Source organism: Tangfeifania sp. (assembly GCF_055108615.1).
In genome coordinates this window covers 1-14,913 of sequence record NZ_JBSQIC010000031.1, presented here as the reverse complement: position 1 = coordinate 14,913, position 14,913 = coordinate 1, and the positions used below count along the sequence as shown (strand labels likewise).

Below are 14,913 nucleotides of genomic sequence, written 5' to 3'. Positions count from 1 at the left end.
TAATTTATTCCTCTTCTCTTCGGGTGAATATATTTTTCATCTTTTGTAACAAATCGTTAAAACTGTTATAATCTTCAGTGAAAGTAAACCCGATTCCTTGTGTGTACGGAGCCGTTTCGTAAATGAGGTTATTGTTGGAACGGTTGTAGGCTTTAAACTGAATTTTTCCACTCGGTATCAGTTTTACGTTTACGTCAAAATCGCCCACAAGCTGGCTGCTGTTGGTTGAGTTGGGATTATTGTTGTTCCCAATATTTCCGTTGATGGTTACCCTGTCGTTAAACATTTGGGTGCTCAGGGCCAGTTCAATTTCATCATTTGTTATCTGGTTTCCGGGCCGGTAATTCAGGCCAATATCCACATTGCTGTTAATTTGCGAAAGCCAGTTGCTCAACTGATTTGAAAAAAGCTCGCTGGCCGTGGTGCCAATCAGGTTCGGGTTTTGTGCTTCGTATGTTCCGCGAAGGTAATCAGGGGTGTAAAATTTTCCGAGAACCACCAGCGAAAGAATTTGTTTGTTCATTTTTTCCGGTGTGCTGAAATATTGCCGCAACTCTTCAACCAAACGGCTTTCCACGGTTGGAAAGTCAATGGCAAAGTCAATTTTGGGGTTGGATAAATTTTCGGTAAGTAAAATTTTACATTCAACAGGAACACGCTGGCTTTGATAAATATCTTCGTAATATGAATCAACAAGCAAATCGTACAATGAGGCTTTTAGCCGGTAAACAGCATTAATGTCAATTGTAGCTTCATAAGGATTTCCTGACCATTCGATGGTTCCTCCCTGTTCAATTGAAAAACGTTTATTGATTACATTTTGAAGCGTAAAGAGGTAATCGCCCTGCTCAACGGTGTAGTTCCCCGAAAGTGTAATATTTCCCTCGCTATCCATTCCCAAAAGCAAAGTTCCTTCGCCCTGTACTCTAATCACATCACCTATCTGAGCATTATAAATAAGCTGAGCCCTGGCTTCGGGAGTTGCGTTAATGGAGAGGTTGAGGCTAAAATCACCTTCTTCGGTTTCAGGAAATACGAATTCGCGGGGTTCGTCATTTTCTGATGAAACAAACCGGATAAAATCGTAGCGTTCGATTTCTCCCTCATTTTCCAATGAGATATTAACACTGGTGCCATTTAAAGTTGTTGCACTACCAGTCATTCTTACCTGTTTTCCCCTGCCTGTTATAGTTATTCTTCCGCTGCCAACTACCTTCCCGAAAAATTGACTGTTGTCTCTCATGGTAGTGTTTATGGCTACAATTTTGGGAGTATAAACCGAGAGGTCGTAAATCATATCCTGGAAATTGGTGTGCACGATGGTGCCGTCAAAAGTTCCGCGGTTTCCCGATTTGTCGTAAATTGTAATCCTGTCGAACAGCAACGTGTCGCCTTTAAAATATACCGAATCGGTAAAATGATAGCTTACCTGCGTGTAGTCGATGGTCAATTCAGCATTTGATCCATGTAGCGCTCCGTCGAACAAAATTTTATCGGTAGTGCCGTGGATCTTCAGTTTGCCGGAGGCATTTCCGCTAATATCTGAAAAAGTTTTTTGAATAACAGTTTCAAGAATTACAAGTGAAAGACTGTCAGCGTTTGCCTCATAATTTAATTCGTTGTTTTCAGGGTTGTAATAGCCTTCGGCAAAAAGACTTACCCGGTTGTTGTTTGTGATTTTTAGTTCAGAATTAAGAACCGGCTCAATGTAATCCCATTCGTTGGTTAGCACAACATCTCCAATTTTTTGGTCTCTAAAATTGAAGTTACTGACGTTTATATCGGAAAATATGATGCGTTTACCGTAAAAATCCTTAAGGCCGGCTGACCCGTTAACAATCCCTCCAAGCGGAAGATCTTTATTAAGGTACGTGCCAACGTTATTTAAATTCAAATCTTCGAGAACCAGTGTTAATATTTTCGATTCGTCTTCAGAAAGTTCACCATCTAAGCTGAGGTGCTGATTTTTATTAAAAAAATTGAAATCGTTTATTTCGATGTGGGTACTGTCGGCTGTAGCCGTGAAAGGACTTATTTGCCAAACCGTATCGGCAATGTTAACATGTGTGGGGAAACCTTCAACCCGGATGATCGGAAGTTTCGAATTTTCATTTTCGGTAAAAATGGTTCTGGTTTTTACCTCTCCGCTGTAACTCATGTCGTCTGGATTGCCCCATGCTGTCAGGTTGTCGATTGTATTGTTTTTAATTTCCGAATTGATGGTTAAATTGTCCATGCTCATCCCGTTTCTCAGTCGTACTTCTCCAAACCTGAATTTTGAGAAGAATTTGTCGTTCTCAGGAGTATTGCTTATGAAAATATTTCTTACCATCAGGTTATTGGTGTTAAAGCCCGGGATACTTCCTTTTAATTCAAAAACCGATTGTTCAGAATCGAGTCTTCCGTAGAGCAGAAATGGAGTTTCAATTTTGAGCCCTGGTGAAAAAACTGCAGTGAGTTCGTCGAGGTTTTTCACATCGAGCTGAAATCCAAAATTATTATCTTTTGCAGTGGCCAGTCTTTCGTAATTAATGGCGGGGATATAACGGCTCATACTTTTTTCAAATGAATTGAGTGTGTTTTGAAAATGGTATTCGCCATTTATTTCAATATCAAAAAAATCGGAGGTAAATGAGAGGTATTTCATTGCCCCGCCGGTAACCGACTGAAGTTCCATTCCTTTGAGGTTCAGTTCCCCGTTTCGGTTTTTGTAAATGCCATTTTCAACGGCAATAGAGCCAGCGAGGTTATCCAGTTTATCGCCGGTAAAATTGGCGGTCATTGTAAACGATAATTCAGAGTCGGGGAAATTTGTGCTCAGGTTTAGTTTGCCTGGCAGCGCTTTGTCCATTTCCACCCTGAAATCGAAAACAGGCACTTCGGGGTTGAAATTCAGTGTTCCGAGAAAATCAAATTTGAGGTTGGGATCATTCACTATGGCTAAGCCATCGAACATGCGGTTGTCCAAAATGCCATCAATCTGGATGTTTTTGTAGTTGTATCCGTTAATGTTTACACTGTCAACTTTTCCGTTGAAAGCACCTGCCACCGACTGGTCGTCACGGTCGAAATATCCGTCAACCGTACCGTCAAAAGTAATATCTTCCACCAGGTCGATTCCCAAAAGTTCACCAATCATAAAATTTTCGGTGGCAACTTTCCCCCTGTAAATAACCTGCCGCTCCTTATCCGGAGTAACCGACACGTCGGTGTTAACAATCCCCATATCGCTGGAAAGGGTTCCAAATGCAACAAAATCATTTAAAAACCCGGTAAAGTTTCCCTTGTAAGAGAAAACCCCGGCTTTGTACAGCGACTCGGAAAAACGGAGGTACCCGGTTCCCCATTTTTCAGGCAGTTTAATCCGGCTCAAATCCTGAAACGACGTTTGCGAATTTTTCAGGTCCACAAAAAGGTACAGGTTTTTGGGATCCGAAATATCGTTGGCGTAAAACTCAAATTTGGCCGATGTGTTTTGCCCGGTACTTAACACAAGGTTCCGGCCTTTTAAATCGTCGAGGCTCCCGAAAATCCGGCCCGAAAAATCTACAACCTGGTTCATGCCTTTCAGCGCGGGAATTAGCTGAGAAACATCGTAAAAACTGATTTTTGAGTGAGCAAACCTAAAATCGATTTGAGTGCTTGCTGATGAATTTTCCGTTTCGTCGGAAGGAAATTCAATCATGAATTTACTTTCGGGAATGTTTGAGCGGTCGGTTTTCAGCGTGAGGCCGGTCAGTTCAATTTTTTTGTTGGCTAAACTAAAATCCGATTGTAATTCATTGATTTTAAAATTTTTGCTGTCGTTAAAAGAGAGCTGGTTGATTTTAAAAAACAACGAATCCTGCGCCAGTAAAAAATCAGAAATATTTAGTATTAAATCCTGGATCCGGTACAGTTTTATTCCTTCGTCTGGTGTAAAATTCTGAATTGAAGTTTTTGGGCTGTGAAAATTAAAATTGTTACAATAAAATTGCCATTTAGGGGGGTGGGTATTTATGTTTTTAAGTGAATCAATAATAAAACTAAAATTAAACCGGCCGGTGGAATCGCTGTTTACTTTTATTCGGCTGTCGGAAAATGTAAGCTGGTTCAGTACAATTTTCTTTTTCCTGAATTGAATGCTGTCGATTTTTGCAGACACATTTGGTGAAAATATCAGGGTATCCTGATGCTGATCTTCCACAAGCACATCTTCGAGAATAATATTTTTGAAAAGTGAGATGTCAACTCTTCCCACGCTAATCCTGGCATCGACCCTGTCTGACAACCGCGATGCAATTGTCTGGGTAAGAAAAGTTTGAACATTGCTGCTGTGCAACGCCCAGTATGCCCCGCCCAGCAAACCAATTATGAATGCCAGGACAATCAATCCTATTTTCCAGCCTTTTTTAATATTTTTGTCCTTTAATTATTAAACGAACTTAGTTTTTTTCGGAAACAAAATTAGGAATAGTTCCTTTATTTATTAACCACTATGGTTTAATAAATAGCATAAATGTGTTTTATCGGAAAAGTAAGGTTTCGCTAAAAATAACGATTCAAATGAAAATTACAATATGACGGAGATTAAAAAACGTGGAATTACCATCTTGGGGATTGAATCGTCGTGTGACGACACCTCGGCAGCCATTATACGCGATGGGGTAATTTTGTCGAATGTGGTAGCCGGCCAAAAAGTTCACGAGGAATATGGAGGAGTGGTTCCTGAGCTGGCCTCACGGGCGCATCAGCAAAATATTATCCCGGTAGTTGACCTGGCATTGAAACGGGCCGGAATTTCCAAAGAAGAAGTTTCGGCAGTTGCTTTTACCCGTGGCCCGGGTTTGCTGGGGTCGTTGCTGGTGGGAACTTCGTTTGCCAAAGGTTTTTCGCTGGCTTCCGGAATTCCGCTCATCGAAGTAAATCATTTGCGGGGTCACGTGCTGGCGCTTTTTATTAAAGAGAAAGATGCGGAGTTTAATCCGCCGCGGTTCCCGTTTTTGTGCCTGCTGGTTTCGGGCGGCAATTCACAAATTATAAAAGTGCACGATTACCTGCACATGGAAGTAATTGGCCAAACCATTGACGATGCTGCCGGAGAAGCTTTTGACAAATGTGCTAAAGTGATGGGATTGCCCTATCCCGGCGGGCCGCATGTGGACAGGCTGGCAAAAGAGGGAAATCCCCGCAGGTTTGAATTCTCGAAACCACGGATTTCCGGGCTCGATTACAGTTTTAGCGGATTAAAAACGAATTTCCTGTATTTTTTGCGCGATAACTTAAAAGAGAACAAACATTTTATTGAAGAGAATAAAAATGATCTCTGCGCCTCGCTGCAACATACCATTATTGAAATTCTTTTAAGTAAACTAAAATTGGCTGCCAAAGAAACAGGTATTAAAGAAATTGCACTTGCCGGCGGGGTTTCGGCCAACTCCGGTTTGCGAAGCGCTCTAAAAACAGAAGCCGACAAAAAAGGATGGCACTTAATTATTCCGAAGTTTGAATATACCATGGACAACGCAGCGATGATTGCTATTACCGGTTACTACAAATACCTGAATAATGAATTTGCCGCGCAAAATATTGTGCCGTTTGCCCGCACACAACTTTGATATAGCATTTAAAAACACTGATTGATGTGAAGAAGCAGGGAATGCGCGCTGTGATGCTTTACATTGTTCCGCGCATCGATGTGGATATTTTTGCCCCTGCCCGCGAAATCGATCCGGATTATTCAAACATGCTGAAAAAAGCCGTTGATTCTGGCGTGGAAGTCATTCCGATGCAGGCAAAGGTTTCACCCGAAAAAATTGAGCTGGTTAATAAATTGCCTTTCGGGATTTAGGTGCTGAAAATTTTTCGGGAGTTATTCCTCTTCCGGTGGTTCAATTCGCCCGTAAAACGAAATGGCCTGCCGGTTGGTACTGATAACATTCAATGTGGCATACCCCAGCTCAGAAATTTTAAAGGAGAAACTGATGTGATCCATTCCTTTTTTTACATCGAAATCAACCACGTACCCGTTTTCGTCTTTTTCCATTTTGTATTCTTCAGCCGGCTCGGTAAAGTCGAATGCTGAGTTGCGGCCACCGTAATCAACATGGTACGCCCGACCATAAAAAGGCAGGTAAGAATCAATGGTGTCGCCTTTTATTTTAACGTCAAATGAATAATTCAGGTAAATGGTTCCGCCACCCATGGGCATGGCATGTGTGGGCCTGAAAACAAAGTTTTTCTCTTTCAGGATGTTTTTGATTTCTTTCTTTTTTTCAGCCTGGCGTTCAGCCCTGATTTCCTTCCGGCTTTTCTTTTCCTGTGCTTGCACGTTGGTTATTTTTACCGTTGTAAAAAGCACTATCAGCAAAAAAATTATCTTTTTCATGGTATTCCGGTTTTTTAATTGGTACAATAAAATTAATTTCGCTTCACTGTTCATCAGTACTGAATTTGCAAAAACTATTCCAGTGTCATTATTACGTTTTTAAAAGCAAATTGTTATGAATAAGAAATACATAGGAGCGCATGTGAGCGCTGCCGGCGGAGTGGAAAATGCACCGGTAAATGCACATAAAATAGGAGCAACCGCTTTTGCATTGTTTACTAAAAATCAGCGGCAATGGAAAGCAAAACCGCTGACTGAGGAGAATATCAAAAAGTTTAAAGAAAACTGTGAAAAGTACGGTTATAAAGCCGGCCATATTTTACCGCACGACAGCTACCTGATTAACCTGGGCCATCCTGAAAAGGAGGCGCTTCAAAAATCGCGCAATGCTTTTTTAGATGAAATGCAACGCTGCGAGCAGCTTGGCATCGATCGCCTCAATTTTCATCCGGGCAGCCATCTCAATAAAATAAGCGAAAAAGAGTGCCTGTCAACTATTGCCGAATCTGTCAACCTGGCATTGGAAGAAACAAAAGGAGTAACAGCCGTAATTGAAAATACAGCAGGGCAGGGCACCAATCTTGGATTTTCATTTTATCAGATTAAGGAAATTATCGACCAGGTGGAGGATAAAAGCAGGGTGGGAGTGTGCATTGATACGTGCCACGCCTATTCGGCAGGTTACGACATTCTGAATAATTTTGAAAATGTTTTTCGTGAATTTGAAGACGTGATCGGTTTTGAATATTTGAAAGGAATGCACCTGAATGATTCAAAAAAGGAACTGGCCTCGAAAGTTGACAGGCATCATAGCATGGGGGAGGGAACCCTCGGCTGGGAGCCTTTCCGGATGATTATGAATGACAGCCGGTTTGACGGAATTCCTTTGATATTGGAAACACCTGACGACCAGCGTTGGGCAGAAGAGATTAAAACGCTGAAAAATATGCGGCAATGAGTGAAACGGTTTATTTAAACGGGAAATTTGTGCCGGGGGAAGAAGCCCGCATTTCACCCAACGATCGCGGTTTCCTTTTTGCCGATGGCGTTTACGAAGTGATAAAATATTACAACGGTAAACCCTTTCGTTACGCGGATCACATTGAACGGCTCGAAAGAAGCCTCAGGGAAATCCGGATTGATTTTGGTGAAACAGACAATTTGAAATCAGTTTTCCAAAAATTGCTGGTGGATAATCAATTGACGGAAAACCATGCAGGTATTTATCTTCAGATTACACGGGGAACGCATCCCAGGACACATTCTTTCCCTGGCAAGTATGAACCAACCGTTTACGCTTTTGCTTTCAGTTTCCCATCGTCTGTTCAAAATATTGAAAACGGGATTAAAATAACCACACACGAAGATATCCGCTGGCTGCGTTGCGATATTAAATCGGTTTCGCTGCTACCCAATACTTTTCTTTTTAACGAAGCCGTTGAAAAAGGTGGCGGAGAATGCATCCTTGTTCGCAACGGAGTTGTTACCGAAGCCACGCACTCGAGTGTTTTTGGAGTGAAAAACGGAACAGTTTACACGCATCCGCTTTCCAGTTTAATACTGCCCGGAATTACCCGGAAGGTGGTTTTTGAAATATGCGACAAACTTGAAGTATTTTTGCAGGAAAAGGCTTTTTCAGAAAAAGAACTGTTTGAAATGGACGAACTGTTTATCACCGGCACCGGCACTGAAATTACACCCGTAATCCAGGTAGATGACAAACCCGTTGGAAACAAAAAACCGGGAAAAATTACCCGGTTGATTCAATCTGAATTTTTTAAGATGACAAGTTCTTAATGTGATATCAGGTGTGAAATCAGAAATTGTCATTTCGAATCTGAGGCACGAAGATGAGAAATCTTATTATTGTAGCAGATTTCTCCTAAAAAGTCGAAATGACATGTTTGTAATGGCGTGCCGTTAACTGATCGAGCTCCAGTCGAAGCCGGTTTTGCCGGCACGCAGGCTTTTAAGCAGAATTCGGTTTTCAGACTGTTGCAAGCCCGGATCTTTTTCCAGCACATCGCTTGCCACATCGCGGGCGAGTTTCAGTATTTCGCCATCTTTCCCCAGGTTGGCAATTTTCAGGTCGAAACCAATGCCGCTTTGCTGCGTCCCTTCCAGGTCGCCCGGCCCGCGGAGTTTCATATCCACTTCGGCAATGTCGAACCCGTCGTTGGTGCGCACCATGGTTGATAACCGTTTCCGGCTTTCGTTGCTTATTTTATACGACGACATTAAAATGCAGTACGACTGCTCGGCACCGCGTCCAACACGTCCGCGCAACTGATGCAGCTGCGACAAACCGTAACGTTCGGCACTCTCGATTACCATTACCGAGGCGTTGGGAACATCCACACCCACCTCAATTACAGTGGTGGCTACCAGTATTTGGGTTTCCCTGTTTTTAAATTTTTGCATGGCATTTTCTTTCTGGTCGGGTTTCATCCTGCCATGTACCATGCCCACTTTCACATCCGGGAAAGCTTCCGAAATATGCCGGAATCCTTCTTCCAGGTTTTTCAAATCCATTTTTTCCGATTCGGTAATCAACGGGTAAACCACGTAAATTTGCCGGCCTTTTTGCAGCTGCATTCTCAAAAAGTTATTCACCTGCTTCCTTTTGTTTTCAAAAAAGTGATAGGTTTCAATGGGTTTACGTCCGGGTGGCAGTTCATCAATTACTGAAACATCCAAATCGCCGTACACGGTCATGGCCAGCGTGCGTGGGATGGGAGTGGCGGTCATTACCAGAACATGTGGCGGAATCAAATCGTTCTTTTTCCAGAGCTTTGCCCGCTGGGCCACGCCAAAACGGTGCTGTTCGTCGATAACAACCAGGCCCAGTTTTTTAAAGTTGACTACATCTTCAATCAGGGCGTGGGTGCCTATTAATATTTGCAGTGTTCCGTTTTCCAGTTCTTCGTGAAGTTGCCGGCGTTCGCTTTTTTTGGTGGAACCGGTGAGCAGTCCGACTTTTAAGGGCATGTTTTGCAAAAAACCGGAAAGTGACTGAAAATGTTGTTGCGCCAGGATTTCGGTGGGGGCCATAAGGCAACTCTGAAAACCATTGTCCATAGCCAAAAGCATTGTCATTAAGGCCACCAGGGTTTTTCCGCTGCCCACATCGCCCTGTAGCAGCCTGTTCATCTGAACATTCCGGTTCACATCGCGACGAATTTCTTTCATCACTTTTTTTTGGGCACCGGTGAGTTCAAACGGCAAAAAATCGTTGTAAAACGTATTGAAATTATACCCCACTTGTTTAAAATGGTACCCTTTGAATTTATTTTCACGGTGATGTTTTAAAGCCAGAATTTTCAGCTGAATAATAAAAAGTTCTTCAAATTTCAGCCTGAAACGGGCATTTTTGAGTTCGTTGGTAGTTTCGGGTTTGTGAATGGCAGTCAGCGCTTTTTCCAGCGAAATGAGTCTCAGTTTTTTAAGAATGGGGTGCGGTAGCGTTTCATCAATTTTGCCTTTGCCCAGTTGAAGTAATGTGAGTTGAAGTTTATGAATTGCTTTTGAATTGAGGTACTTTTTTTTCATGTTTTCAGTAGTAATGTAGTACCCCTGAAAAAGTCCCGATGGTTTCAGCTGCTTATCTTCCTCTGTCTCCATTTCGGGGTGCACCACATTTATCCGTCCGTTAAATTCACTGGGCTTACCAAAAACAATGTATTCTTTGTTGAGTTTCAGATTTTCTTTTTGCCACTTTATGCCCCGGAACCACACCAGTTCCAGGCTGCCGGTTTCATCGTAAAAACGCGCGGTGAGCCTTTGTTTGTTCCCTTCTCCAACGGTTTCCATGATCCTGATTTTGCCCTTTATTTGTATGTAAGGCATTTGCGCGTGGATTTCCGAGATGTTATAAAATTTGGTACGGTCGATATATTTGTACGGGAAATAATAAATCAGGTCGCCGAATGTTTTTATTTTCAGCTCTTTCTCCAGTAGTTCGGCACGCTTGGGCCCAACTCCGGGTAAAAATTTTATTTCCTGTTCTAAAAATCCGGGCATGAAACAAAGATAATCATTCTGAAAATGAAACTAATTTTTTCCCAATAAGGAAGCTAATGAACAAGTTGGTATCGATAATAACTTTGAGTATCTTATTTGCGGGCATGAATTTCGGCTCTTACTTTTTCAACTTCTTCATTGATGGTGTTTTCTGATAATTCATCGGTTCGAAAAGATTCAAGTAACCTGTTTAGTCTTGTTTCGACTGTTTCTTTCGCAAGTTCTTTGCTCAACCTGATTTTATCCTTGGCTGATAATTGTTTTACTAATTTTAGAACCTGACTGTAATTTGCTGGTATTTTGTAAGCTTCCGAATTCATAACTTTTTTATACAAAATTAATTAATTTCTGATTTACATTTAATAGTGAATTCGATTTAATTATTCTGTTAGTCTTTCAATCCGCCTGATTTTTATATTGAAATAAGCAAAAATTATGGTCATTACCGGACTAATCAGGTTGAAAAAGGCGTAAGGTAGGTAATCGCCGGTAGCCACACCCAAAACACGCGATTGTGTGGCACCACAGGTATTCCAGGGGATGAGTACCGATGTCATTGTTCCGCTGTCCTCCAGCGTTCGGCTCAGTACTTCGGGTTTCAGTCCTTTTTCTTCGTAGGTTTTGCGATACATTCGTCCCGGCACCACAATAGCAATGTACTGGTCGCTTGCAGTGGTGTTGAAAAACAGGCAGGTGCCAACAGTTGATGCAACCAGGCTGCCGGTGCTTTTGGCGTATTTAACAATGGGACGGGTAATCCGCTGCAGCAGGCCTGCCGATTCCATCACGCCGCCAAATACCATGGCCGAAAGAATGAGCCAAACTGTGTCGAGCATTCCCCGCATTCCCGATGTACTGAGAAGTTCGTTTACATTTTCATCGGCAGTAATCAGCGATACATCGCCAAACATGGCCTGCATTACCGACAGGTAGGAGGCTTTTGTGTAATTTTCCGTAACTTCCGCCACTTCCTTTACAATTTCAGGCTGAAAAATAACAGCAAAGATCCCGCCCAGCAGTGTGCCTGCCAGTAGCGAAGGCAACGGCGGAACTTTCAGGATTATTATGGTCAGTAAAATGGCGGGCACCAGAAATAGCAACGGATTGGTATTAAAAGTTCCTTCAATGGCTGATTTTACTGTGCTGATGTTGTTCATTGAACCCGAAAAATCGGAGCTGAAACCAATCGACAGAAAAATGATAAACGTAATTATTAACGAAGGAACTGTTGTGTAAATCATGTAGCGGATGTGGGTAAATAAATCGGTTCCGGCCATGGCAGGTGCCAGGTTGGTGGTGTCGCTCAGCGGCGACATTTTATCGCCAAAATACGCGCCGCTGATTATTGCACCGGCAACCACCGCTTCATTCATCCCGAGTGCTTTTCCAATTCCCAGTAATGCCACGCCAATTGTGGCTATAGTTGACCATGAGCTCCCTGTGGCAACACTTACTATTGCACTAACCACAACAGCCGTGAACAGAAACATCTTTGGGCTGATAATATCGAGTCCGTAGTAAATCATGGCCGGAACTACACCGCTAATCATCCATGTACCGGCCAGGGAACCAATTAAAAGAAGAATTAAAATGGATGGCATGGCCGAACCGATGGTCGAGACAATTTTCTCCCTTATTTTAATCCATTTTAATCCCTGGCGGTGGGCAACAAGCCCGGCCAGCGCTGCAGCGAGCAACAACGCAATTTGATTGGCACCCGACAGGGTATCTTCAAAAAGAATAACATTGAAAGTTAACAATGTAATCAGGATCAGAATTGGTAAAAGTGCTGCAAACAGGCTGGTTTCGCGTTTCATCAAAAATTATATTTAGTCGATCGGCGGAACAAACTAACACATTTCTCCTAAAAATCGGTTAAAAACATAAAATTATTTGCTCCAAAAATGCCGGATTTAATAGAGGACATGTTATAATTAATTGATTATATTTTCGTTTTTTTATCAGCTGATAAAAAAAATATGACAAGATTATACCTCAAAATTATTTGGTTTGCGATTTTCCTGCTTTCTGTTTCGCAGTTAACTGCCCAGCGAAGCAACGGGTTAACTGTTGAGGGAACGGTTAGTGTTGAAGAAGGAAGTGTTGACGGTGCGGTAATTCAGATGTACCGAGACGGGAACCGGATGGACAACTATGGAATTGGCCCCGATGGCCGTTACCGGGTGGAATTGAATTACAACCACGAATTCACGCTTGTTTTTACCCGCGAAGATAATTTCCCGCAAAAAATTGTAGCCGATACCCATGTGCCACGTAGTGTTTTACAATCGGATCCACTGTTTCCACCATTTCCGGTTGATATCAACCTTTTTACTGAAATTGAAGGAATTGACAGAACTTTTTCTGAAAATACAGTGCTGAAAATTTATTACAGCGAAGATGTTGATAATTTTATTTCTGATGTGTATTATAACAATGCACAGATAAAGCACCTCATTGAACAAGCCATTCTTCAGTCGCAGATGATTGATAATGAGTCTGATTATCTTGCTGCTCTCACCCGTGCCGAACGTGCTGAGTTGCAAAAAGAATACGATCAGCTTATTGAACAGGCTGAGTCCGAATACAATAATGAGCAGTTTCTAAATGCACTCGATGGTTACAAAGCTGCCAGCCAGATTTTTCCCAGCGAACAGTACCCCAAAGACCGCATAGCTGAAATCAACGATTTACTGGGTTTGCTGATGGTTGCCGGCGAAATGGAAAAAGCACTGGCCGAACGTCTTGAGGCTCTTTTAAAACAGGGCGATCTGCAATTTGAAAGAGAACAGTTCCTCGAAGCTAAGAGTTCATACCAGCGGGTTCTGTCTATTAATGCTGAAAATGAACATGCGAAAGCACGTCTGGCTGAAATAGATGATATTTTCGACCAACAAAATTTATCCCGGCAATTCGACGAACTTGTGAAACAGGGCGATAATGCTTTTAACGAACTGCTTTACAAGGAAGCGCAGACGGCCTATGAACAGGCACTGGCACTGAAACCCGATGAATCCTATCCGCAGGAAAAACTGGATGAGGTGAATGCCATTTTAAACCGGCAGGCCCAAAATGCTGAAAAACAAAAAAGTTACGATGAAGCCATTTTTCAGGCTGAACTCAACTATGAGAAACAATTCTACGAAGAGGCCATCTCTTATTATGAAAAAGCGCTCACTTTTAAACCGGGCGACGAGGTGGCCACTGCCAAAATTCAGGAAATTAAAGATTTGATGTACGGGCTGGCCAATCGTACCCTTTACGACCGGTTAATAAAATCGGCCGACAGGGCTTTCAAACGCGAAGAATATTCTGAAGCACTGGCTGATTACAGGCAGGCAGTTGATCTTTTTTCAGATGAAGATTGGCCCAATGAGCAAATTGCCAAAATTGAAGAAATTCTGGAAACTGAACGTAATTTTGCCCGTTTGATAAGCCAGGCTGATGTCGCGTTTGAAGATGAAAATTATTTGAATTCCAGAAGTTTATACCAACAGGCTTTAGAGCTTCAATCTGAAGATGAGCACGCACTTTCAAGAATAGATGAGATTGATGAAATCCTTGCCCGGCAGGCACTCGATGAACAATATGCAGGATTAATCTCCGAAGCTGACCAGCTATTTAATTCAGAAGAATATCAGCAGGCAAAAAAACAATACCAGTTAGCGCTTGGCGTAAAACCGGATGAAGATTATCCCGAAGAAAAAATTTCGGAGATTGATGCCATTTTTGCTGAACGGGAACGCATTAATAATGAATATAGCGAACTGATTGCCCGGGCTGATGAAAGTTTTGAAGCGGAGAATTTCCCGGAGGCCAGGGAAATCTATCAGGAAGCACAAAATATTAAACCATCCGAGAGTTATCCTCCGGAGATGATTGGCAGAATTGATTCCATGGTTGCTGAACAGGAGCGATTACTGGCCGAGCAAGAAGCTGCCGAACAAGCTCGTCTGGAAGCGGAAGCCCGGGCACGGGATGAAAAATACCAGGCGATTGTTGATGAAGCCGACCGTTTGACGGAAGAAAATGAACTGGTGGCAGCTGTTGGAAAATTCAGGGAAGCTCTGGATGTGAAGCCGGAAGAACAATACCCGATTGTTCGTATTGAAGAAATCAGGGGAATGATTTCCCGTCAGCAGGAAGCACAGGAAGCCTACGACGCTGCCATTGCCCGTGCCGACCGCGATTTTGAAAACGAATCGTTCGACGCTGCCCGCACGGGTTACAACGAGGCCAAACAGGCCAAACCCGAAGAAACCTATCCTGATGAAATGCTGGCCCGAATCGATTCAATTGTTTCGGAACGTGCCCGGCTCGCTGCTGAAGCTGAAGCAGCAGAGCAGGCAAGATTGGCCGCTTTGGAAGCTGAACGCGACCGGAATTACAACCGTGCCGTTTCCCGTGGCGACAGCCTGTTCAACCTGGAAGAATACGAACCTTCACGCACGGCTTACCAGTCGGCACTGGAAGTAAAACCGGATGAGACTTACCCGCAGCAGCGTATTGATGAAATTGGAAATATC

At 42.8% G+C, this 14,913-nt stretch carries 10 protein-coding genes; 5 read left to right on the top strand and 5 right to left on the bottom strand.

All coding sequences use genetic code 11. From position 1 onward, the window contains the following. Positions 1 to 4: 4 nt before the first annotated feature. Positions 5 to 4,372, bottom strand: coding sequence for a translocation/assembly module TamB domain-containing protein (locus ACTCNA_RS08830; protein WP_462947542.1), 4,368 nt, complete (start codon positions 4,370 to 4,372; stop codon positions 5 to 7). Between the two features lie 187 nt (positions 4,373 to 4,559). Between ACTCNA_RS08830 and tsaD the strand changes: the two genes are divergently transcribed. Next, on the top strand, positions 4,560 to 5,597 hold the full coding sequence (tsaD, locus tag ACTCNA_RS08825) for a tRNA (adenosine(37)-N6)-threonylcarbamoyltransferase complex transferase subunit TsaD (RefSeq protein ID WP_462947541.1): 1,038 nt from the start codon (positions 4,560 to 4,562) through the stop codon (positions 5,595 to 5,597). A 17-nt stretch (positions 5,598 to 5,614) separates the two neighbouring features. Next, a complete protein-coding gene (locus ACTCNA_RS08820; RefSeq protein WP_462947564.1) occupies positions 5,615 to 5,830 on the top strand; it encodes a DNA/RNA nuclease SfsA in 216 nt (71 codons plus the stop codon). A 21-nt stretch (positions 5,831 to 5,851) separates the two neighbouring features. Here ACTCNA_RS08820 and ACTCNA_RS08815 read toward each other — a convergent pair whose 3' ends face one another. Beyond that, positions 5,852 to 6,367: a DUF4251 domain-containing protein gene (locus ACTCNA_RS08815; RefSeq protein WP_462947540.1), complete on the bottom strand. Its 516-nt coding sequence runs from the start codon at positions 6,365 to 6,367 to the stop codon at positions 5,852 to 5,854. Between the two features lie 115 nt (positions 6,368 to 6,482). On the opposite strand from ACTCNA_RS08815, the gene nfo reads away from it, so the two are divergent. Together nfo and dat are read left to right on the top strand one after the other, a co-directional pair. Then, positions 6,483 to 7,325: a deoxyribonuclease IV gene (gene nfo / locus ACTCNA_RS08810; protein WP_462947539.1), complete on the top strand. Its 843-nt coding sequence runs from the start codon at positions 6,483 to 6,485 to the stop codon at positions 7,323 to 7,325. Beyond that, positions 7,322 to 8,164 carry a D-amino-acid transaminase gene (gene dat, locus ACTCNA_RS08805; protein WP_462947538.1) on the top strand — a complete coding sequence of 281 codons (843 nt, stop codon included), beginning with the start codon at positions 7,322 to 7,324 and terminating at the stop codon, positions 8,162 to 8,164. The genes nfo and dat overlap by 4 nt, the downstream gene beginning before the upstream one ends. A gap of 123 nt (positions 8,165 to 8,287) precedes the next feature. Here dat and recG read toward each other — a convergent pair whose 3' ends face one another. From recG to nhaC, 3 genes are all read right to left on the bottom strand, one after another. Then, positions 8,288 to 10,387 (bottom strand): ATP-dependent DNA helicase RecG, encoded by a 2,100-nt coding sequence (gene recG / locus ACTCNA_RS08800; protein WP_462947537.1) that lies wholly within the window; start codon positions 10,385 to 10,387, stop codon positions 8,288 to 8,290. Positions 10,388 to 10,479: 92 nt separating this feature from the next. Continuing rightward, positions 10,480 to 10,722 carry a type II toxin-antitoxin system VapB15 family antitoxin gene (gene vap15 / locus ACTCNA_RS08795; protein ID WP_462947536.1) on the bottom strand — a complete coding sequence of 81 codons (243 nt, stop codon included), beginning with the start codon at positions 10,720 to 10,722 and terminating at the stop codon, positions 10,480 to 10,482. Between the two features lie 45 nt (positions 10,723 to 10,767). Continuing rightward, entirely contained in the window at positions 10,768 to 12,204 is a 1,437-nt protein-coding gene (gene nhaC / locus ACTCNA_RS08790; protein ID WP_462947535.1) for a Na+/H+ antiporter NhaC, read from the bottom strand. Between the two features lie 162 nt (positions 12,205 to 12,366). Here nhaC and ACTCNA_RS08785 point away from each other — a divergent pair. After that, positions 12,367 to 14,913: hypothetical protein (locus ACTCNA_RS08785; RefSeq protein ID WP_462947533.1), on the top strand; the 2,547-nt coding region annotated here is incomplete at its 3' end.